This window comes from uncultured Friedmanniella sp., from assembly GCF_964244285.1.
Classification (GTDB): Bacteria; Actinomycetota; Actinomycetes; order Propionibacteriales; family Propionibacteriaceae; genus Microlunatus.
Genome location: NZ_CAXTHT010000003.1, coordinates 602,353 through 622,937, shown reverse-complemented (window position 1 = coordinate 622,937; position 20,585 = coordinate 602,353). Strand labels below are relative to the sequence as shown.

Sequence of the window (20,585 nt, the reverse complement as noted above, 5' to 3'; positions counted from 1 at the left end):
CCGACGCCTCGCGCAGCCTTCGTCCGTGTGAGCGCGGGCAGATGGTGGGCGTCACCAGCACCTCCGACAACCGGCCCTGCTGCCCGACGGCTGGGCCTTGATGGCCGCAGGTCTGAGCCGAGGGCATCGTCTCGAACGGGGAACCCTCAGGCCCGAGCTCGTCTGGGCCGGTGGGGCGCAGCGGATGTCCTCAGCGAGATCTGGGTGTCGCAGGCGTCCAGCAGCACCGGGTCGTCGCTGCTGACCAGGCAGCAGGCTCCCCGGGCCGCAGCAGCGGCCAGCACCTCCACCACGGTCTGCGCAGATGCCGGGTCCAGCTCACTGGTCGGGTCGTCGAGCACCAGCAGTGCAGGCAGGCTGACCAGAGCGCGGGCCAGGGCCACACGCTGCTGCTGGCCTCCCGACAGCTGCTCGACCAGGTTGTGCCAGCTGGCCGCCGGCAAGCCGACTGCTTCGAGCTGGCGCTCCGCCCTACGTGCCGCGTTCTGGCGCGAGGCATGCTCACCGACGAGCAGCAGCACGAGGTTCTCGGCAGCGGTCAACGTGGGTAGCAGCGGGTGGCCGGCGCTGACGTAGCCGACGCGTGCGGCCGGCGAGATGCCCCTCAGGGTCCTCCGTCCAGCGTGCGGGTGCCGCCCGCGAGCGGGCGCTGACCCGCCAGCGCAGCCAGGACCGACGACGTGTCGATGCTCGACGGTGCGGCCATCGCGACGACGTCGCCGGGGGTGAGGTGGAGGTCCAGCCCGCGCACCACCTCGCGGCCGTTCACCTCGACGACCGCCCCGTGGACGTGGAAACCCCTCGGTGACCCGGCGCTCACCTCGCGTCTCCCGAGGTGGGATGTCGAATCTCGAGCGTGCCGGCTGGGGTGGGGACCACCTCGACGGCCGAGCCCGCCGGCCAGGCGGCCATCAGATCCTCGGGCAGCAGCAGCGAGCCGTCGACCCCGATGATCGTCAGCTGCCGCTTGCGACGGCCCTCCGAGCCCACGCGGCCCTCCCGCATCCGCACCATCCGCTGCATCCGTGACGCGACGTGCTCATCGTGTGTGACCACGATGACGGTCGTTCCCGCGGCCTCGGCGATCTCGACGAGGACGTCGAGCAGCTGGTCGCGGGCGGCGCCGTCCAGCTGGCTCGTCGGCTCGTCGGCCAGCAGCATCCGGGGCCGGCGCGCTACGGCCACCGCCAGCGCCACCGCCTGCTGGGCGGCCCGGTCGAGCTGGGCGACCGGGCGCCGCTCGCTCCGCAGGCCGACCAGGTCGAGCACCGTCGCCCCTGGACTCGATGCTTGCGAGGTGCCCCGCAGCCCGGCGAGGGCGTAGCGCACGTTCTCCGCCGGGTTGGCGTAGGGCAGCAGGTTGTCGGCGGCGCTCTGCAGGATCAACCCGACGGCGCGCCCGCGGTAGTCGTGCACCTGGGCTTCGCTGCAGCGCGAGATGTCGGCGCCGTCGAGCACCACGAAGCCGGCTGAGGGTCGACGCAGGCCCGCGATGATGCTCAGCAGTGTCGACTTGCCTGAGCCCGAAGGACCGAGCAGCGCGACCCGCTCGCCAGGATCGACGCTGAGGTCGACCCCCCGTAGCGCCGCGATGTCGGTTCCGGCGACCTCGTAGACGTGCACCACTCCGGCGCAGCGGACGGTCGCCCCTTCGATCGCGGGAGCCGGGCGGGGTCTCATCCCCGTCCCCTGACCGGACGGGACTCCGACGCGGCGACGATCCCAGCCACGACGAGCACCAGCACCAGGGTGAGCGCTGTGAGCAGGACCAGGGGTGGCCAGGCCAGTCGAAGGTCCAGCGGCGGTCCCGCGGCCGACGTGTCCACCAGCGGCAGCCGAGGGGCGGCGAGCTGCGCGGTGAGCACGCCACTCACGGCGCCGACAACGGTGCCCAGCACGGCGGGTAGAGCCGTCTCGACGAACGCGAGACGCCACAGGGCGGACCGGCGGAAGCCGGCTTCGCGGAGGGATCGCCAGATCGCCCGCCGTGGCGACGCCTCGGTCAACCGGGCGGTGAGCAGGGTCAACAGGCCGAGCAGCAGCGCGGCCGCGGCGACGGTCAGGGCGACGACCGCTCCTCGGTAGGCCGGCTGGTTGCGCTGCCTCTCGCGGGTCTCGGTCAGGGTGTCCCGCGACGTCACCGTGAGACCAGCAGCGACGAGCTTCTGCTCGAGGTCGGGCGGACGGTCCTCGGCGAGCCACACGTCGGACGTCGCTTCGCTGGTCCGCGGCTCGGTCCGTCCGGCGGCGTTCCGCAGATCGACCAGCACCCCGTCGCCGAGAGCCCGAGGGAGCGTCGCGGCGCGTCCGGCCGACTCCAACTGCTGGGACTGCCCGTCCAGGCCGGTTCCGGCCACCACCCCGTCTCGTCCCGGTAGCGGTTGCGTCGTGGTGGTCGGGGCGAAGACGGCCGGCAGCACATCGCTCGTGTCACCGGGGACCAGGAAGGTCTGGCTGCCTGACGTGACGAACGGGGCGGACACCGCCAAGCCGTCGTCCGACGGCAGCGCCGTGGCCACGCTGTCCGGGTCGGGTGCCTCGTCACGGTCGCCCGTGCGCTCATGCCACCCCGGTGCGGTGAGCCAGCGGGTCGAGGTCGAAGCCGCGTCCCGGTCGGTGGAGACGCCCGTGACGGTGAAGGAGACGGCGGTGACGGCGTCCGTCCCGGAGGTGAGCAGCAACGCGACCAGTCGGCAGCCCTTCCGGCACGGGGGTGGTTGGTGCGGCTTCTCGTGGTCGTCCAACGGCCCGGAGACCTTTCCGTCGCCCAGGGTCATCGGTCCCAGGATCTCGGTCTCCCACGCGCCCAGCGGTGACTCCACGACCACGGCCAGGTCCGGCGGAGGCGGAACGGACGACGTCCCGGCCCCTGGCAACGCCGCCGCGTCCGGGGACTCCGACACCCGGAGATCGTGGAAGGCGACCGTGATGCTGTCGCCGTGCAGGACAACCGGTGCGCTCAGACCCGGCCTCAGCGCCGACGCGACCTCCGTGACGTCAGCCCAGTCCGGGGACCAGGAGGTCACCGCGCGAAAGCGGGGAGCGTCGACCGCGACGATCCTCGACGTGCCGGAGTCGTAGCTCGCCGCCTTCTCCTGCACGGCCATGGCGTGGCGGCCGGTGGGATCTGCGGCGTCGACGGCGTCGATCAGGTCGACCCCGGGCGCCACCCTGACGTGCAGGACCGTGTCTGCGCCCGCGACCGCTCGGGCGCGAAGGTCGGCGTTGCGCAGGGCCAGCGCCTGCACCTGACCGGCGAACACCGCGAGCGCCAGGCCGGCGGCAAGGACGATCGCGGGGTTGAGCGTGGAGGGGTCACGCGCAACCTGCCGGCCGACGACCAGGGCCGTACGGCTCCGCGGCGGACGAGGGCCGAGGAGCCGGACGACCAGCACGACCACCCGCACGCAGACCACGGCAACGGCGAGAGTCAGCAGAGCCGGAGCGAGCAGGCCGAGCTCGGTGCAGGACACCTTCGCCTCGATCGAGCCTGGTCGAGACAGCCACGGTGGTGAGCCGCGACCCGGCGTCGGCCACCGCGTCGGCGATGGTCGACTGCTGCATCGATCGCACCATCAGCGGTCCGAGCGCAGCCGTCGCCACAGCCGAGGTCGTCAGGGCGAAGAGCAGCAGAAAACTGGCCGGCCGGCTGCTCACGGCGCGCACCCACAGCGGGATCCTCACGTCTGCGACCACCTCGTCGTCACCCGGCCAGTATCACCGACCGCCGCAGGTAGCCGGCCGGTTCGGCGGCCCACGTCGGTCTACGGGGACGGTCGCAGCCCGGCGACGACGAAGTCGGTGCAGCGCGCCGCACTCGCCTCACTCGCCCAGGCGGCGCCGGACGTGGCGAGCGCGGCCGCATGTGCCAGCATCGCGATGATGGTGGCGACGTCCTGCGCGCGGCAGTCGGTCCGCAGGACGCCCGCCCGGTGCGCCCGATCGGTCACCTGGCCCAGCAGCTCGGCCAACCGCCTGCGCTGTCCGATGACACCGGGATACGGCTCCGTCGGATCGAACGCGATCTCCCGCAGCCCGCGATCCTCGGTGAACATCCGCACCGAATCGACGATGAAGTGCTCGAGCCCCAGCCAGGCGTCGGCTGCCTCCAACGCCTGCTCGGCAAGGGCGGTCACCGAGGCCAACCGGTCGGCGAACAACGCGTCCAACAGCGACTCTCGATCCGGGAAGCGGCGATAGACCGTGCCGACCCCCACTCCCGCCTCACGGGCGATCTCCTCGAAACCCACCCCGAGCCCGCTCTCGGCGTAGAGCGCGCGCGCCGCCGCGAGGACGGCCTGGTGGTTGCGCGCGGCGTCGCTGCGCAACCGGCGCGGGGCCTTCGACGCTGTGACTTCGGATGGGTTCGCCATCCCGTCAGCCTATCAAGTGGAAAGAATCCTCCGTTTGTAGTACGGTCGAGGCAAGCGGAAAAAGTCTTCCGCTTCTGATCCTCGAACGAGATGGAGCCCCTACCGTGACCGAACTACCAGCGCAGCCCACCGCCCGCGAGAATGGGTCCGAGCCCCGTCCCGAGGCGGTCGAGATCGCCGTCATCGGCGGCGGCATCGGCGGTGCCGCTGCCGCGGTCGCCCTCCGGGGAGCCGGGTTCGACGTGCACGTCTTCGAGCGCGCCGGCGTTCTCCGGGAGATCGGCGGTGCCGTGGTGATCCGGCAGCCGAGCATCGACCTGTTCGATCGCTGGGGGGTCGGCGAGGCGTTCCGTCAGGACGCGGTCGAGATCCCCGGCGTCGAGGTCCGGGATGCGACGTCCGGCGCCGTGCTGGGTCAGCACCGACTCGACGTCGACGGCACCGGGGCGGCGTGGTCGGCCCACCGGGCGGACGTGCACTCCGCCCTGCTCGCTGCCCTACCGCCCGAGACCATCCATCTCGGCGTGACGACCGAGGCGGTGCGGACCGACGACGACGGCGCCGTGGCGGCGTTCGCGGACGGCCAGAGCGTCCGCGCCCGCCTCATCGTCGGCGCCGACGGCATCCGGTCGGTCACGCGCAAGCTGATCAGCGACGACGAGACGGTCTTCGCGCACCTCGTGGTGATCCGCAGCATGGTCTCGGCGGAGTCGCTGCCCGCGGAGCTGAGCAACGACACCGTCCGGATGTGGGGCAATCAGCCTCTCGCCCTGGTGACGCTTCCCCTGCGCGGTGGGCGGACGGTGGCCATCGACACGATCGTGCACGCCGACGTGCCCCCCGAGCACCTCTGGACCAGCGAGGTCCCGCTCGCCGAGCTCGCCGAGCGGTTCGCCGACTTCGATCCCGTGGTCCCCAGGCTGATCGCCGGAAGCTCGGAGATGGTCAAGGCCAACCCTGTCTTCGACCGGGAGCCCTTGACGACGTGGAGCACGGGAGCGGTCACCCTGCTCGGCGACGCGGCACACCCGATGGCTCCTCGGATGGGGCAGGGCGCCAACTCGGCCATCCAGGACGCCGGAGCCCTGGCCGCGGCCCTCACCGAGCACGGGCTGGACGATCTCGCATCCGCCCTCGCGGCCTACGAGCAGGAACGAATCCCCACGGCCACGGCGATGCAGCTGGGGTCGCGGCAGGCCCCCTCCTTCTCACCAGCCCGCTAACCCGCTCGTCGACCGAACTGTCCGCAACCTCCCCGGCCCCCACAGATCCTCAGGACGTCATGCCCACCTCGAATCCCACCGCCAGCCACGAACGCCGCTGGCTCGCCCTCACCGTCGTCGCCATCGCCCAGCTGATGGTGGTTCTCGACGGCACCATCGTGAACATCGCCCTGCCGTCGGCTCAGCGCGACCTCGGCTTCAGCAACGACAGCCGCCAGTGGATCGTCACGGCTTACGCCCTCGCGTTCGGCAGCCTGCTCCTGCTCGGCGGACGGCTGTCCGACATCTGGGGGCGCAAGGTGTCGTTCATCATCGGACTGTGCGGCTTCGCCGCCGCGTCCGTCCTCGGTGGCTTGTCGGGGTCGTTCGGCTTCCTCGTCACCGCGCGTGCCCTGCAGGGGATGTTCGGCGCTCTGCTCGCCCCCGCAGCCCTGGGCATCCTGACCACGACCTTCACCGACCCCAAGGAACGGGGCAAGGCCTTCGGCATCTACGGTGCCGTGGCCGGATCGGGGTCGGCCGTCGGACTCCTCCTCGGCGGGTTCCTCACCGAGTACGCCTCGTGGCGCTGGTGCCTGTTCGTGAACGTGGTCTTCGCCGCCGCCGCGGTGGTGGGTGCGGCACTCTTCCTCGCCAAGCCCGGGCCCGTCGGGGTCAGACCCGCGATCGACGTCCCTGGCGTCATCAGCGTCACCGCTGGCCTCGTCGCGATCGTCTACGGCTTCTCCAACGCCGCCTCGCACGGGTGGGGTGATCTCTGGACGATCATCACCTTGGTCGGCGGCGTCGTGCTGCTCGTGATCTTCGTGGCCATCCAACGACACTCGCCGCATCCGTTGCTCCCGCTCAGGGTCATCCTCGAACGCGATCGTGGCGGGTCCTACCTCGTGCTGGCGCTCACCTCCATCGGCATGTTCGGGGTCTTCCTCTTCCTCACCTACTACCTGCAGCTGACCCTCGGCTACTCAGCGCTCACGACGGGCCTGGCGTTCCTGCCGATGACGGTGGCGATCATGCTGACCTCGACCGTGATCGGCAGCCAGCTGCTGCCCAGGATCGGACCGCGCATCCTGGTCTCGATCGGTGGAGTTCTCGGCGCCGTCGGCATGGCCCTGCTCACCAGGATCGACCTCGGCTCCGGCTACGCCGGCGTCGTGCTTCCGGGCATCGTCGTGCTCGGGTTGGGCCTCGGGCTGATCTTCTCCTCCGCGATGAACACGGCCACGGCGGGCGTCGAGCCGCAGGACGCCGGCGTCGCCTCGGCGGCCACCAACACGATGCAGCAGATCGGCGGGTCGATCGGCACCGCGCTCCTGAGCACTCTCAGCGCGCACGCGGTGACCGCGTACCTCATCGACCACGGCACCGAGCCGGCCGCTCAGGCGAACGCCGTCCTCGCCGGATACCACCTGGCGTTCTGGGTGTCGACCGGCGTGTTCGTCCTCATCGCCCTGATCGGCGCCACGCTGCTGCGCGGACGATCGACGAGGAAGGTGCCAGATCCGGTGGCGCCGGCCGAGGTCGAGACGCCTGTCGTCCTGCGGTGAGGGCGGTCTCCGATCACCGACGCTCCCGCGTCACCACGCAGCCCGGCCCTGACCACCCATCCCCGCAGGACCCGTTTCACGAAAGGACTTTCCCATGACCGTCGCTTACTGGATCGTCGCCGGGCTGCTCGCGCTGCTCTACCTGGGGGTCGGGCTGATGAAGATCGCCCGATCCCACGAGCAGCTCGTCACCTCGGGGATGGGGTGGGCGGAGGGGATGTCCGGCACCGGGGTGAAGGCGATCGGCGTGCTCGAGGTGCTCGGAGCCGTCGGGCTCATCCTCCCGCCGCTCGTCCACGTCCTCCCGCCGCTCGCCATCGCTGCTGCCGTCGGGCTGGTCCTGGTTCAGGTCGGCGCGACCGTCGTGCACGTCCGCAGGGGCGAGTTCCGCAACCTTCCCGTCAACGTCGTCCTCCTGGTCCTGGCCGTCACCGCTGCCCTGCTCGCCAGAGTGGTCGTCTAGGGACGATCCCGTGGCTCGCCCGCACCTCCGGGTCGTTCCCGAGCCGACCTCCGATCACGAGACCTCAGCACCCTGGGACCAGGCTGGACGACGGCCGGCCGGCCGGCTGCGATGATGCTCGAAGTCCCCGGTCGGCATGGCCTGCACGGACCGCGGTGAGTAGCCGATCCGGGTGACAGCGGCCATGGCCAGCAGCAGGGAGAGCCAGAGGTCGGCGGCCGGGACCGTGAGCGTCAGGATCACCGGCCCACCAGGGTCCTGGCGTGAGCTGGCCCCGAAGCCGTCGAGCAGGTCGTCGATCCCGGCGCGCACGTCCTCCTGCCCACCACCGAAGTCCTCGAGCCCGATCTCCAGGGTGAAACTGCCGAAGGGCGGGTCGTCCTCGGTCCACTCGGCGGCTGCCGACCGCGTGTCCGGCCTCAAGAGAGGCGCGGGGTCGCGGGCTGAACGACTCCGGAGGCATCGAGAACGGTGCTCACGACGTGCAGGTCAGCGCGAGCCGAGGTGTGCGCGACCATCTCGGCGTTGCGCTCGTCCGTGCCGTTCACCCAGTCTCGCGCCTCGGCCTTCGACTTCCCGAACCGCTCGTGCCGGGCGACCAGCCGACGTCGCCGCTCGGCGTCGTCAAGCTCCAGGTACCACACCTCGTCCAGCACCTCGCGAACCCGTTCCCACCCGCCGTCGGCCAGCAGCAGGTAGTTGCCCTCGGTGATCAGCACCCGCGTGGACGGGCTCACGCAGATGCTGCCGGCGACCGGCTGCTCGAGGTCACGTTCGAACGCCGGCGCGTAGATGGTCTCGTCGCGATCGAGGACCAACCGCTCGAGCAGGGCCACGTAGCCGGCGGTGTCGAAGGTGTCGGGCGCGCCCTTGCGCGCCAACCGGTCCAGGCGCGCCAGCTGGCAGTCGGCCAGGTGGAAGCCGTCCATCGGAAGGCGGACGACCCAGTCGTCATGAAGACCCCCCGGGGCGCTGGCGCGGAGGAGGGCGGCCAGCCGATCGGCGAACGTCGTCTTGCCCGCGCCGGGCGCGCCGGTGATGCCGAGCAGCACCCGATGCCCGTCGCGGGCGAGGTCGTGGACGTGGCGCACGACATCGCCGCCGGAGCCAAGCGACGGGCGCATCCTGGTGGTCATCCTCGCCCTCCGGGTCGGGTTGGGTTCGCATCGATCGTAGGAGAGCGCGTCCGTCCCACCAGATCTTGCGCAAGACCCTTGCGCAAAGCCCTCGGGGCCACTAGACAGTCGCCGTGGTGACGATGACAGCGGTCGCCGCTGCGGCCGGAGTGTCCCTGACCACGGTCTCCCACGTCATGAACGGCACCCGTCGGGTGGACGAAGGCACGAGACGGAAGGTCCGAGAAGCGGCGGAGTCGCTCGGCTACGCCCACCTGCGCGGCCCCCGGCAGCCCAGGAGCGAGGCCGTCATCGGGGTGATCGTGCCGTCGGCGGCAAGCCCCTACTTCGGCGAGATGCTCGAAGGCATCGACACCGAGGCGACCCGCGCCGACATCACCCTGCTGCTGGGCCTGTCGGACGAGGACCCCGATCGTGAGTACGCGGCGGTTCGGACCCTGCTGCACCGCGAGGTCGACGCCATCATCCTCGTCCCCTCGGCCGGGTGGCGACGGCGGACGCGCCCGCTGCTGAAGGACAGCTCGGCGACCGTGATCCTCGTGGACCGGCTGGACGACCGGACGTTCGACCAGGTCGGCTCGGAGAACGCCGTCGCCAGCGAGACCGTCGTCGGGCACCTCATCGCGCTCGGCCACCGCCGCATCGGCCTGATCGGCGGCTTGGCAGGCATCACCACCACCCACGAACGCGAAGCCGGCTACCGTCTCGCCCACGAGCGGGAGGGTCTCGAGGTCGACGAACGCCTCGTGCGCGAGGGTCTGTCGACGGTGCGCGGCGGGTTCTCCGCGGCTGTCGACCTTCTCGGAAGTCGAGAACGACCCAGCGCGGTGTTCTGTGCCAACAACAACATGACCATCGGGCTGCTCGAGGCACTGCGCAAGAGCCAGCTCCGCGCACCCGAGGACCTGGCGTTCGTCACCTTCGACGACCTCGAGTGGAGCGATGTCGTCACGCCGACCATCACCTCCGTGGCGCAGCCGTTCCACGCCATCGGCAGCATGGCCGTCCAGCTCAGCCTGCAGCGGCTGATGGACCCGGGGGGCGCCGTGCGTACCGTCCGCTTCCCCTCCTCCATCGAGCACCGGGAGTCATGCGGCTGCGTCCCTACGGCGGCCATCCTGGACCGCTGAGCCGACGACAACGAGGCCCGCCTCGCGCCGCAGGGCGGTGCGTCGCCGAGGCCGTCGCGGCCGGCTACTCCTCGGTGGAGGAGCGGTGGCCTGGTCAGCGAGGCGTTCGAGGAGGGCTCGGACGTCCCGTCAGGTTGGTCGCAACCACGCCGAGCAAGGCACCGAGCTCCTCGACCTTGTCCGGAGGCACCGCGTCGAAGAACGCCCGCCGCGCCTCGTCGACGTGGTGCGGCGCAGCCGCCTCGACCAGGGCCCGGCCCCCCGGGGTCAGCGAGACCAGCGAGGACCGCTTGTCGACGTCGGACTGCACGCGCCGCAGCCAGCCGCGGGCCTCCAGCTTCGACACGGCGTGCGAGAGGCGCGACTGCGACCCGCTGGTCAAGAACGCGAGGCTGTTCATCGGTGCCTCGTCGCCTGGTGCCTCGCTCAGCATCGACAACACGTTGTACTCGAAGCGCGTCAGGCCGAAGTCCCGCTTCAGCTGCGCGTCGATCGCCGACGGCAACAGCTCGATGACCACCATCAGGTTCACCCACAGCCGTGCCTCGTCCTCGTCCAACCAGCGGGCCACGTCCGTCCTCCCGTCCCGTCCGGTGCAGCTGAGGACCGCACGCTGCCTGCCGACCACAGCATCTCTCATGTCGCTCAAGAGAAGAACTTGAAAGTTCATGCATCTCGTTCTACAGTTTACATGAATGTTCATACGATTGGAGTTCTGATGCAGATCACCGTTCTCGGCGCCGCCGGCAGGACCGGCACTGCGGTTCTCGACCGCGCGCTCGCCGACGGCCACCAGGTCCTCGCCCTCGTCCGAGACCGCGCCCGGCTCCCGCGGACAGACCCCGGCCTGAACGTCGTCGTCGGCGACGCCCGGCAGAGCGATGACCTCGCGAAGGCGCTCCACGGGTCCGGCGCCGTGATCAGCGCTCTGGGCAGCACGAAAGGCAAGGACCAGCTGCTCGCCCGAGCCCTCAGGGGGCTCGTCGCCGTCGCACCCGCGGCCGGGGTCCGCCGGGTCGTCGTCATGTCGACCTTCGTGGCCAGCCCGAACCTCAAGCCGGGACCGATGAGCAAGGTGCTCGGTTCGATGATGAAGTCGGTCCTCGCCGACAAGGCGGACGGAGAGGCCGTCCTGGTCGCCTCCGGTCTCGACTGGACCGTGGTGTACCCGACCACGCTCGACAAGGCGCGAGCCGGCCTTCCCGTCCGCGTCGTCGGAGCCGGTGAGGTCGTCTCCACGACGAACGCCATCGCCCGCGAGGACGTGGCCGCCTTTCTGGTGGCGGAAGCGACCAGTACGGCCCACGTCCGGCAGCGCCTCACCATTACCACGACGTAGCCGACCGCACCACCGATCTCAGGAGGACCAGCCATGACCAGTACCGCAAGCACGGGCCGACACCGCGCCGCCAGCCTCGGCGGCCGGACACGCGTCCTCGTCCTCGTGGCGGCCGTCGCCGCCGCCGTCGTGCTCAACACCCTCATCAGCACCGCGGCCCACGCCTTGGGCGCCTCGGCCGACTTCACCCCGCTCCAGCCGGCTGCCTACATCTTCCTGACCGTCGTCGGCGTCATCGCCGGCACCGCAGGCTGGGCGGTGATCCGAGCCAGGACGCGGCACCCAGCCCGGGTCCTGCGGTGGGTGGTTCCCGTCGTGCTCGCGGTCTCCTTCGTCCCCGACGGAGGTCTGCTCGTCCTCCGAACCTGGCCCGGCACCAGTGGCCTGGCCGTTGGAGCGCTGGTCCTCATGCACGTCGCTGTCGCCGCCGTGACGGTGTCCGCCCTGGTACGAGCACTTCCCCTGAGCGACCGCTGACCCTGGTACGCCGCGGGGCCATGGGCACCGTCCGACCAGGGCAGTCCGAACCGAAGCCGCGGTCAGCCGGGTGACGGCACGGCGCCGACCGTGTTGCTGCCGACGATCTCGCTGCCGACGGCAGCGCTGGGTGCCGTGCCGAACATCCGGCGGTACTCACGGCTGAACTGCGACGGGCTGGAGTAGCCGACGGAGAAACCGACGGCGCCGACCTCGCGGTCGCCGCTGAGCAGCCGCATCCGGGCTTCGTTGAGTCGTAGCTGCTTCTGGTACTCCAACGGTCTCATCGAGGTCAGGGCAAGGAAGTGCCGGTGGAAGGACGACGAGCTCATCGCAGCGATCTCGGCGATCTCGGACACCCGCAGCGACTGGTTGTAGTGGTCGCGGATCCAGTGGATGGCCCGGGTGATGTGGGCGAGTCGGCTGTCGGCGATGCCGATCTGCCGGATGGTTGACCCCTGCGGTCCGGTGAGCAGGCGCCAGAGAATCTCGCGCTCGATGCCCGCGGCGAGCGCGGGGACATCGGCAGGCCGATCGAGCAGCCCGAGCAGCCGCGCGACCGCATCCACCAGCGACGGCGACGCCACACCGACGCCGAAGGCCGACGGCGATTGCCGCGGCTGCGCGGGGCCCGGGACGTTGGTGTCGAGCAACAGCTTCGCGATCAGTTCGGGAGTCAGTCGAAGGGCGACGGCCAGGAAGGGGTCATCGTCGTCCGCGGCGACGATGCTGCCCATGACGGGGAGGTCGACCGAAACGACCAGGTACTCCCCGGCCCCGTAGCGATAGACCTCCCCGTTCAGTGCTGTGTGCTTGATCCCCCCCACGACCAGGGCGAAGGTCGGTTCGAGGACGTCACCGACCGGCTGGCTCGGCCGGGTGGCACGCATCACCGAGAGTCCCGGAAGTGATGTGGGGGTGAGGCCGTCTCCCGCGTGCCGACTGACCGCGCGTCCGATCTCGAGCAGGGCGTCCATGGCGGAAGTCAAGCAGGTGAGAGTGCGATCAGTGCAAGGTTGGCAGGATCAGGCAAGGGACCAGCAGCATCGTGCTACCGGTCCGAACCGACCGGTGGTTGGCTGGAATTCATGGCCGGGCTCGGTTTGGCCATGATCACGACCCGTTTCTGGATCCAACAGAAGGAGAGAGCACCATGAACAAGCGAATTCTCGGTGGGCGAGGCCTCGAGGTATCGGCCCTGGGGCTCGGAACGATGAACATGACCGGACCCTACGGCCCACCGCAGGACCCCACGGAGATGATCACGCTGCTGCGCGCCGCGGTCGATCGGGGGGTGACCCTTTTCGACACCGCCGAAGCCTACGGGCCATTCGAGAACGAGAAGCTGCTGGGCGAGGCCTTCGAGGGCATCCGCGAAGACGTGGTGATCGCCACCAAGTTCGGGTTCGATCTCGACCCGGGCTCGGATCGACTCGGATCTCTCAACAGTCGACCCGAGCACATCAAAACAGTGGTCGACGGCATGCTCGGCCGGCTCCGGACCGATCACATCGATCTGTTGTACCAGCACCGGGTCGATCCGGAAGTGCCGATCGAGGACGTCGCGGGAGCGGTCAAGGAGCTGATCGCCGAGGGCAAGGTCCGACACTTCGGCCTGTCCGAGGCCGGGGTGTCGACGATCCGCCGAGCCCACGCCGTGCAGCCGGTGACCGCGGTGCAGAGCGAGTACTCGCTCTGGTACCGCGGACCGGAGGCCGACCTGCTTCCGGCGCTGGAGGAGCTGGAGATCGGCTTCGTGCCGTTCTCGCCCCTGGGGGCCGGGTTCCTGACCGGCAAGATCGATCTGACCACCGAGCTGGATCCGTCGGACTTCCGCACCGCGGTGCCGCGCTTCGCCGCCGACGCACGTGCGGCGAACCTCGCCCTGGTTGACCTGATCCGCGCGGTCGCCGCGCGCAAGTCCGCGACGCCGGCTCAGGTCGCGCTGGGCTGGTTGTTGGCCCAGAAGCCGTGGATCGTGCCGATCCCGGGAACGACGAAGCTTCACCGCCTCGAGGAGAACCTCGGCGGTGCCGAGGTTGAGTTCTCGGTCGCTGAGCTCCACGACCTGACGACCGCCGCTTCGAAGCTCCCACTGGTCGGCGACCGCCTGCCCGAGAGCATGCTCGATCTCACGGGCCAGTGAGGTCGGCGCCCACGGTCCCGCTCGACCCGGTGGGTGCACCATCTCCTACCGCGGAGCAGCCATCCTGGACGGGCCACGGACTGGGCTACCGAAGGGAGCCGAAGGTACGACGGATGTCGGCGACCAGGAGCTCGGGTTGTTCGAGGAGTGCAAAACGCCCGCCGCGAGCGACCTCGCTGAACAACACCAGGTTCGAGTAGCGGCGCTCAGCCCACCGACGCGACCGTCGGACGTACTCGCCCGGCATGATGCTCAGACCGGTCGGGACGGTGAGGGAGCGTCGAGGGTGCCGGCCTGGTCCCAGTGGACCTGGTTCATCTCGCAGTAGATGCGGGCGGAGGAGGCGGAGGCGTTGGGCAGCCAGTAGACCATGATGTCGTCGCGCATCTCGTCGAGGGAAACCGCTCAGACGACAAACCTCCCGCCGGCCGGGCTTTGTGCCCTCTCCAGCCGTCGTTGTCGGTGCGGGTGCCGGAAGGACGGACGTGGAACACCAGCTGCGGAGCCGAGACCGTCAACGGCTGCCCCTCAGACCGCGGGGCGCAGACACGCGCGGCAGGACGCCGGGGGCAGGCCCGATACTGACCTGATGCCCGACCACGCCAACATCTCGGTCCGCGGGGCCCGCGAGCACAACCTGCGCGACGTCGACGTCGACCTGCCCCGCGACGCGGTGGTGGCGTTCACCGGCATCTCGGGCTCCGGCAAGTCCTCGCTCGCCTTCGGCACGTTGTTCGCCGAGTCGCAGCGGCGCTACCTGGAGTCGGTCGCGCCGTACGCCCGACGGCTGATCAACCGGGCGGCGGCACCGCACGTCACCGCCGTGACCGGGCTGCCCCCGGCCGTGGCCCTGCAGCAGCAGCGGGCGGCGGGGTCGTCGCGCTCGTCGGTGGGGACCGTCACCACGCTCTCGAACTCGCTGCGGATGCTGTTCTCCCGCGTCGGGGACTACCCGGCTGGGGCCGAGCGGATGGACTCGGACTCCTTCTCGGTCAACACCGCCGTCGGGGCGTGCCCGCACTGCCACGGCGTCGGGGTGACGTTCGCGGTGAGCGAGTCCTCGGTCGTTCCTGACCCGTCACGCAGCATCCGCGAGGGTGCCGTCGCCGCCTGGCCGGGTGCGTGGCTGGGCAAGAACTTCCGCGACATCCTGGCCACCCTCGGTCACGACATCGACCGGCCCTGGCGCGAGCTCGACCCGGCCAGCCGGGAGTGGATCCTGTTCACCGACGAGCAACCCGTGGTCACCGTGCACTCCGAGCGCGAGGCGGGACGGATCCAGCGGCCCTACCAGGGCAGGTGGACCAGCGTCCGCAACTACGTGCTCCACACCTTCGCCTCCACCAAGTCGGTCCCGATCCGGCGCCGGCTGCGCGGCTACCTGGACACCTCTCCTTGCCCGGTCTGCGGCGGCCGGCGGCTGCGGCCGGAGGCCCTGACCGTGACCTTCGCCGGCCACGACATCGCCCAGCTGGCGGCCATGCCTCTGGAGCAGCTGGTCGCCGTGCTGCGCCGGGCCGACGCCGCCCACGAGCCGGAGAGCGCGGCCGGCATCCTGCTCGGTGACCTGCTGGGCCGCAGCGAGCTGGTCCTCGACCTCGGGCTCGGCTACCTCGCCCTGGACCGGGCCGTCCCCACGCTCTCGGCCGGCGAGCTGCAGCGGCTGCGGCTGGCCACCCAGCTGCGCTCGGGGCTCTTCGGCGTCGTCTACGTGCTGGACGAGCCGTCGGCCGGCCTGCACCCGGTCGACACCGAGGCCCTGCAGGCGGTGCTGCTCGGCCTGCGCGATGCCGGCAACACCGTGCTGCTGGTCGAGCACGACCTCGAGCTGGTCCGCGGTACGGCGGACTGGCTGGTCGACGTCGGACCGGGCGCGGGAACCAACGGCGGCCAGGTGCTGCACAGCGGTCCCGTGGCCGGCCTGCAGGAGGTGGCCGGCTCGGTCACCCGGGCCTACCTCGACCCGGACCACCGCCCGGCCGTCCGCGCGTCCCCTCGGACCCCCACCGGCTGGTTGGCGCTGCACGACGTGTGGGCGCACAACCTGCGCGGCCTCGACGTCGCGCTGCCGCTGGGGACCTTCACCGTGGTCACCGGCGTCTCGGGGGCGGGCAAGTCGACCCTGGTCACCGGGGTGCTGGCGGACGTGGTCCGCCACCACCTGGGCCTGCCGGACGAGCCCGAGGAGGAGCCCGACGAGCCGGAGACCTCGGACGACCCCACCCCCGACGAGGGGGCGGCGGACACCGAGCCGGACGAAGCGCCCACCCGCGTCGGACGAACCGACGGGCTCGACGCCGTCCGCCGGCTCGTGCTGGTGGACCAGCGGCCGATCGGGCGCACCCCCCGATCGAACCTGGCGACCTACACCGGGCTGTTCGACGCCGTGCGGAGCGCGTTCGCCCGGACGCCGGAGGCTCGCCGCCGGCACTGGACCGCCAGCCGGTTCTCGTTCAACGTCGCCGCCGGACGGTGTCCGACCTGCCGCGGCGAGGGTTTTCTGGCCGTCCGGATGCTCTTCCTGCCCGACTCCTACGCCCCCTGCCCCACCTGTCACGGCTCGCGCTACGCGGCGGAGACGCTCGAGGTCACCCACCGGGGACGGACGATCGCCGACGTGCTCGATCTCGACGTCGACGAGGCGGTGACGGCGCTGGAGGACATCCCAGCGGCCGTCCGCGGGCTGACCGCCCTGCGCGACGTCGGCCTCGGCTACCTGCGGCTGGGCCAGCCGGCCACCGAGCTGTCGGGCGGGGAGGCGCAGCGGATTAAGCTGGCCACCGAGCTGCAGCGATCCCGCCTCGCCGGCACCCTCTACCTGCTGGACGAGCCGACCATCGGCCTGCACCCGGCGGACACCGAACGGCTGCTCCGGCTGCTGCAGGATCTCGTCAACGCCGGCAGCACCGTGGTCGTCGTCGAGCACGACGCGGCCGTCGCCCTGGCCGCGGACTGGCTGGTCGACCTCGGACCCGGCGGCGGGGACGCCGGCGGTCGGATCGTCGACACGGGCCCGCCCACCGGCGTGCTCACCCGCGGCCTCGGCCCCACCGGGGTGCACCTCGCCCGGCGACTCACCCCGGCGTCCGGCTGAGGTCCGGGGCCCTGCTGGTCGAGCCGGGCGGCGGCGGGAGGACCCCGTAGGCTCCGTGGTGTGAGCCGACGATGAGCAAGGTGGACGCCCAGCGGGCGATGCGCGAAGCCCGGTACGCCCAGAACCGGGCCAGCGGGCCCACCCGTCGCGAGGCTGCCGCCGCCGCGGGAACCCCGGCCGCCCCCGCCGCCGCCGTACCGGAGGCGACGCCGATCACCAAGCCCAGCACCAAGCCCGCTCGAGCGCCCAAGGCCACTCCGACCGCCGCCACACCTGAGGGCGAGCTGTGCGGGCACAAGTCCATGAACGGTCGCGCGTGCACCCGCCCGGCAGGCCACAGCGAGAAGAGCCACCGCTACGGCTGAGTAGATCGCCTGCTCTCTCCTGCACCGCCCCCGTCGCGGTGGTGGTCATCGCTGCCGCAGGGGTGCCACCATGTGGTCATGACCACTCGACACAGCACGACCAACACCGTCAGGATCGATGCCGCGTAGGCGACCGAACCGGCTGAGGCCGGCTGACCTGACGGCTGACCAGGTGGAGGAGATCGGCCTTCCTGCCGTCACCGCCCAAGCCCTCGCCCGCCTCGGCCAGCCGGGGCTCGAACCGGAGACGGTGGCTCTCGAGCTGCAGGCCTGGCGCGACGTCGTGCGACAGCCGGTCTCCATCCTCTCGGGCCCTCTCAACGACTGGATCGAGTTCATCGGCCCCTCCGCGCGAGCGGTCCTGGACGAGGCCGACCAGGCGCTGAACCGGAGGGACGGCGCTCCGCTGCGTCGCGAGCTCGCCCGCCTGGACGCCGAGTTCGAGCGCAAGACCCGGCACAACCCGTTGTCCGACCCACGCTTGCCCTGGTGGTCCCGTCGCTGGTCGCACTGACGCCGGCGTGGTTCAGATACGGCTCCCCGTCGAGCCGCCTCAGGAAGACCGGCCCTCGAGGACGGCGAGGTCGCGCTCGGCGAACTCCCGGTGCGACCACTCCTCGTTCAGCACCGTCTGGAAGCAGCGGCGGACGGGGAACGACTCCGACTCCGGGTAGCCGGCCTCGAGCACCGGCTCCGTCGTCTCGCCCAGGCGCTGGTCGGTCAGCTCGCGGATCAGCCGCCCCACTGTCGCCATCCGGTCGCTGCGCACCTGGAGGACCTCCTCCAGACCAGCTCGGGCCTCCAGGTCCTGCGGCACGCCGACGGTATCGGCCGGCATCTCGCTGTGCGCCAGGCCGAACCGGTGGTACGGGGCCGGGTCGCCCAGGACGACCCGTAGCACCCAGGCATCGGTGGCGAAGACCAGGTGCCGCAGGGTCTCGACGAAGGACCACTCACCGTCGACCCGCTCGTGCAGCCGGTCCTCGGGCAGCGCCCGGGCCCGCTGGACCGTCTCGTCCCACCGCCGGACGACGACATCCCACGCCCGCCGGAACCCGTCGGCGTCGGTGGGTCTCATCAGGACGCGGTCGGGGTCGCGCCGGTCGAGCTCGGCCTCGACCAGCGGGCCGATGCTGACGCCGTTGACCGTCACGTCCTCGACGAAGCCGTCGATCTCCACCCGCTGCAGCCAGGCGCCCCGGATGACGGTGTCGGAGAAGTAGACGTTGTGGAAGCGCGACCGGCTGAAGTCGACCTCCTCGAAACGGCTGTGGGTCAGGTCCGCGCGCAGGTAGTCGGTCATGAGGTCACCCTGCCACCGCTCACTGACAGCGGCGCTCGTCGCTCCGGGCGAGGACCTCCTCGGCCACGACGAGGTCCTGCCAGGACATGCCGACGGTCTTGAAGACCAGCGGCCGGTCGCGGGGCGGCACGAAGGCGCCGCTGGTCACCTCGCTCATGGGCACCAGGTCCGCCTCGGCCAGCGCGCCCTCGCCGATGGCCAGCACGACGTCCCCCGCCTCGCGCAGCGCCGTGCCGACGTCCTCGACCACCACGGTCGCGCGGCCCAGCAGAGCCGCGTCCAGCTCGCGGGCGTCGGGCTCGTGCGAGCCGACCGCCAGCGCCACGACGTCCTCGCGCAGCACCGCCGAGTCGAACAGCGGGGTCCGCGCCGAGGTCGCGCAGACCACGACGTCCGCGGCGGCCAGCGCGTCGGCGGCCTCGGCCGAACCCAGCAGCACCTGTCCGGGCTCCGTCGGCGTCCGGCTCAGGTAGGTCGCCGAGGCGAGCGGCCGGACGGCGGCCAGGGTCGCCTCGTGCCCGTACGCCTGGGGCCCGGAACCGACCAGCACGACGCGGAGCTCCCGCTCGGGCCGCGCCTGGAGCACCGGCAGCACCCCGGCGACCGAGACCGCCGGGGTACGCAGCGTGGTCAGCGCGGTGCCGTCCAGCACCGCCCGCAGCGCGAGGGTGTCGCGGTCGAACAGCAGGTACGCGGCCCCGATCCGGGGCAGCCCGCGGCCCGGGTTGCCCGGCGCGATGGTCACCACCTTCACCCCGGCGGCACTCGCCGTCTCCGAGGGCATCAGCAGGAACTGGCCGTGGGTGAGTCCCACGGACGACCGTGCCGGGTCGAGGGTCGGGTCCAGCCCCGCGCGCAGGGCGTCGCCGACGGCCCGGACGGCGGCGGCGGGGCCGAGGGCGAGCACCGCCGCGGCGTCGAGGTACCTCATCGCAGCACGAACCCGGGTACCAGGGGATCGTGCGGATCGACGGAGAACACGTGCTCGCCGGTCCGGTAGGCCATCCCGGTGACCTGCGGCAGCACCGCCGACCGGCCGTCGACGTCCTGGCGGCCCAGCAGCCGGCCCGTGAACGTGCTGCCGAGGATCGAGTCGTGCCGCAGCACCGTCCCGTCCGGCAGCCGGCCGTCGGCGGCGAGCACCGCGAGCCGGGCGCAGGTCCCCGACCCGCACGGGGAACGGTCGACCTCGCCGTCGGCGAAGACGGTCACGTTCCGCTGGTGCACCTCACCGGCGGGGTCGCCGAGCTCGTCGTACCAGATCGTCCCGTAGACCCCCGACAGTCGCGGGTCGCTCGGGTGCTGGGCCTGCGGGCTGTCGTCCAGCGCCCATCTGATCTCGCGGCCGAGGGCGATCAGGTCGCCGAGGTGCTCCGGGGTCACGGTCAGCCCGACCGACGCCGCCGGCAGGGTCGCGTAGATCGCGCCGCCGAAGGCCAGCGTCGCCGTCAGGTCACCCCGGCTGGTGTGGACGGACAGGTCACGGGCCACGACCCAGCTCGGCACGTTGACGAAGTCGACGGCCACCGTCCGGCCGCGCTCGCGGTGCACCCGCGCGGTCACCCGGCCGGAGGGCACGTCGACCACCACGTCCACGCTGCCGTCGTCGGGGGCCGCGACCCGGCCGCTGTCCACCGCCCAGACGCCGAGGGCGATCGTGCCGTGCCCGCAGGCGGTGGAGAAGCCGTCCTTGTGCCAGAACAGCACGCCGAGGTGGGCGCCGTCGTCGTCAGGCGGGACGACGAAACCGCCGTACATGTCGGCGTGCCCGCGAGGCTCGGAGCACAGCAACGCCCGCAGCGCCTGCACGTCGGCGTCCTCGATCGCCCCGGCGCGACGCTCGGCCACGGTGCGGCCCGGAAGCGGGACCGGCGGCTCGGCGACGATCCGGAAAGGCTCCCCGCCGGTGTGGTAGTCGGTCGTCCGGATCGTCGCCGCGAGCACGGCCTCAACCCTAGAGGAGACCCTCCGTCCGGGGCCGGCAGTGAC

General features: G+C 71.5%; 23 protein-coding genes. 10 read left to right on the top strand and 13 right to left on the bottom strand.

The features are described 5' to 3' along the window. Positions 1-146: 146 nt before the first annotated feature. The 5 genes from ACFE7W_RS11050 to ACFE7W_RS11030 all read right to left on the bottom strand — a co-directional run bounded on the left by ACFE7W_RS11050 (position 147) and on the right by ACFE7W_RS11030 (position 4,373). Positions 147-599 carry an ATP-binding cassette domain-containing protein gene (locus tag ACFE7W_RS11050; RefSeq protein WP_375424876.1) on the bottom strand — a complete coding sequence of 151 codons (453 nt, stop codon included), beginning with the start codon at positions 597-599 and terminating at the stop codon, positions 147-149. A 5-nt stretch (positions 600-604) separates the two neighbouring features. Next, entirely contained in the window at positions 605-820 is a 216-nt protein-coding gene (locus ACFE7W_RS11045; protein WP_375424811.1) for a hypothetical protein, read from the bottom strand. Next, entirely contained in the window at positions 817-1,680 is an 864-nt protein-coding gene (locus tag ACFE7W_RS11040; RefSeq protein ID WP_375424810.1) for an ABC transporter ATP-binding protein, read from the bottom strand. Before ACFE7W_RS11040 ends, ACFE7W_RS11045 begins: the two co-directional genes overlap by 4 nt. Beyond that, a complete protein-coding gene (locus ACFE7W_RS11035) occupies positions 1,677-3,473 on the bottom strand; it encodes an FtsX-like permease family protein (RefSeq protein ID WP_375424809.1) in 1,797 nt (598 codons plus the stop codon). The genes ACFE7W_RS11040 and ACFE7W_RS11035 overlap by 4 nt, the downstream gene beginning before the upstream one ends. Positions 3,474-3,764: 291 nt before the next feature. Beyond that, on the bottom strand, positions 3,765-4,373 hold the full coding sequence (locus ACFE7W_RS11030; protein ID WP_375424808.1) for a TetR/AcrR family transcriptional regulator: 609 nt from the start codon (positions 4,371-4,373) through the stop codon (positions 3,765-3,767). 104 nt (positions 4,374-4,477) lie between these two features. Between ACFE7W_RS11030 and ACFE7W_RS11025 the strand changes: the two genes are divergently transcribed. The 3 genes from ACFE7W_RS11025 (at position 4,478) to ACFE7W_RS11015 (ending at position 7,606) form a co-directional block, all read left to right on the top strand. After that, entirely contained in the window at positions 4,478-5,596 is a 1,119-nt protein-coding gene (locus tag ACFE7W_RS11025; RefSeq protein WP_375424807.1) for an FAD-dependent monooxygenase, read from the top strand. Positions 5,597-5,655: 59 nt separating this feature from the next. Next, positions 5,656-7,143, top strand: coding sequence for an MFS transporter (locus tag ACFE7W_RS11020; RefSeq protein ID WP_375424806.1), 1,488 nt, complete (start codon positions 5,656-5,658; stop codon positions 7,141-7,143). A gap of 94 nt (positions 7,144-7,237) precedes the next feature. Further along, positions 7,238-7,606 (top strand): DoxX family protein, encoded by a 369-nt coding sequence (locus ACFE7W_RS11015; protein ID WP_375424805.1) that lies wholly within the window; start codon positions 7,238-7,240, stop codon positions 7,604-7,606. A gap of 54 nt (positions 7,607-7,660) precedes the next feature. On the opposite strand, the gene ACFE7W_RS11010 is transcribed toward ACFE7W_RS11015, so the two are convergent. Together ACFE7W_RS11010 and ACFE7W_RS11005 are read right to left on the bottom strand one after the other, a co-directional pair. Then, the gene (locus ACFE7W_RS11010; RefSeq protein WP_375424804.1) at positions 7,661-8,029 is read right to left on the bottom strand and encodes a hypothetical protein; all 369 of its coding nucleotides are present in this window, start codon (positions 8,027-8,029) and stop codon (positions 7,661-7,663) included. Then, entirely contained in the window at positions 8,026-8,730 is a 705-nt protein-coding gene (locus ACFE7W_RS11005; RefSeq protein WP_375424803.1) for a nucleoside/nucleotide kinase family protein, read from the bottom strand. The genes ACFE7W_RS11010 and ACFE7W_RS11005 overlap by 4 nt, the downstream gene beginning before the upstream one ends. 134 nt (positions 8,731-8,864) lie before the next feature. On the opposite strand from ACFE7W_RS11005, the gene ACFE7W_RS11000 reads away from it, so the two are divergent. Beyond that, positions 8,865-9,872 carry a LacI family DNA-binding transcriptional regulator gene (locus tag ACFE7W_RS11000; RefSeq protein WP_375424875.1) on the top strand — a complete coding sequence of 336 codons (1,008 nt, stop codon included), beginning with the start codon at positions 8,865-8,867 and terminating at the stop codon, positions 9,870-9,872. A 94-nt stretch (positions 9,873-9,966) separates the two neighbouring features. On the opposite strand, the gene ACFE7W_RS10995 is transcribed toward ACFE7W_RS11000, so the two are convergent. Then, a complete protein-coding gene (locus ACFE7W_RS10995) occupies positions 9,967-10,443 on the bottom strand; it encodes a MarR family winged helix-turn-helix transcriptional regulator (RefSeq protein WP_375424802.1) in 477 nt (158 codons plus the stop codon). A gap of 147 nt (positions 10,444-10,590) precedes the next feature. Between ACFE7W_RS10995 and ACFE7W_RS10990 the strand changes: the two genes are divergently transcribed. Further along, positions 10,591-11,211, top strand: coding sequence for an NAD(P)-dependent oxidoreductase (locus ACFE7W_RS10990; RefSeq protein WP_375424801.1), 621 nt, complete (start codon positions 10,591-10,593; stop codon positions 11,209-11,211). A 33-nt stretch (positions 11,212-11,244) separates the two neighbouring features. After that, on the top strand, positions 11,245-11,688 hold the full coding sequence (locus ACFE7W_RS10985) for a DUF6069 family protein (RefSeq protein ID WP_375424800.1): 444 nt from the start codon (positions 11,245-11,247) through the stop codon (positions 11,686-11,688). Between the two features lie 62 nt (positions 11,689-11,750). Here ACFE7W_RS10985 and ACFE7W_RS10980 read toward each other — a convergent pair whose 3' ends face one another. Further along, positions 11,751-12,665, bottom strand: coding sequence for an AraC family transcriptional regulator N-terminal domain-containing protein (locus ACFE7W_RS10980; RefSeq protein ID WP_375424799.1), 915 nt, complete (start codon positions 12,663-12,665; stop codon positions 11,751-11,753). 176 nt (positions 12,666-12,841) lie between these two features. On the opposite strand from ACFE7W_RS10980, the gene ACFE7W_RS10975 reads away from it, so the two are divergent. Beyond that, positions 12,842-13,834 carry an aldo/keto reductase gene (locus tag ACFE7W_RS10975; RefSeq protein ID WP_375424798.1) on the top strand — a complete coding sequence of 331 codons (993 nt, stop codon included), beginning with the start codon at positions 12,842-12,844 and terminating at the stop codon, positions 13,832-13,834. 252 nt (positions 13,835-14,086) lie between these two features. On the opposite strand, the gene ACFE7W_RS10970 is transcribed toward ACFE7W_RS10975, so the two are convergent. Then, positions 14,087-14,221, bottom strand: coding sequence for a hypothetical protein (locus ACFE7W_RS10970; RefSeq protein WP_375424797.1), 135 nt, complete (start codon positions 14,219-14,221; stop codon positions 14,087-14,089). A gap of 202 nt (positions 14,222-14,423) precedes the next feature. On the opposite strand from ACFE7W_RS10970, the gene ACFE7W_RS10965 reads away from it, so the two are divergent. From ACFE7W_RS10965 to ACFE7W_RS10955, 3 genes are all read left to right on the top strand, one after another. Continuing rightward, complete coding sequence (locus tag ACFE7W_RS10965; protein ID WP_375424796.1) at positions 14,424-16,928, top strand: AAA family ATPase; 2,505 nt, start codon at positions 14,424-14,426, stop codon at positions 16,926-16,928. Between the two features lie 71 nt (positions 16,929-16,999). Continuing rightward, positions 17,000-17,293, top strand: coding sequence for a hypothetical protein (locus ACFE7W_RS10960; RefSeq protein WP_375424795.1), 294 nt, complete (start codon positions 17,000-17,002; stop codon positions 17,291-17,293). 118 nt (positions 17,294-17,411) lie between these two features. Beyond that, positions 17,412-17,807: a hypothetical protein gene (locus ACFE7W_RS10955; RefSeq protein ID WP_375424794.1), complete on the top strand. Its 396-nt coding sequence runs from the start codon at positions 17,412-17,414 to the stop codon at positions 17,805-17,807. Between the two features lie 39 nt (positions 17,808-17,846). Here the strand turns inward: ACFE7W_RS10955 and ACFE7W_RS10950 are convergent, their stop codons facing one another. The 3 genes from ACFE7W_RS10950 to ACFE7W_RS10940 are packed head-to-tail and all read right to left on the bottom strand — an operon-like array spanning position 17,847 to position 20,540. Next, positions 17,847-18,596, bottom strand: coding sequence for a DinB family protein (locus ACFE7W_RS10950; protein ID WP_375424793.1), 750 nt, complete (start codon positions 18,594-18,596; stop codon positions 17,847-17,849). Between the two features lie 19 nt (positions 18,597-18,615). Beyond that, on the bottom strand, positions 18,616-19,527 hold the full coding sequence (locus ACFE7W_RS10945) for an ornithine cyclodeaminase family protein (RefSeq protein WP_375424792.1): 912 nt from the start codon (positions 19,525-19,527) through the stop codon (positions 18,616-18,618). Further along, a complete protein-coding gene (locus tag ACFE7W_RS10940) occupies positions 19,524-20,540 on the bottom strand; it encodes a proline racemase family protein (protein WP_375424791.1) in 1,017 nt (338 codons plus the stop codon). Before ACFE7W_RS10940 ends, ACFE7W_RS10945 begins: the two co-directional genes overlap by 4 nt. Between the last annotated feature and the right edge of the window lie 45 nt (positions 20,541-20,585).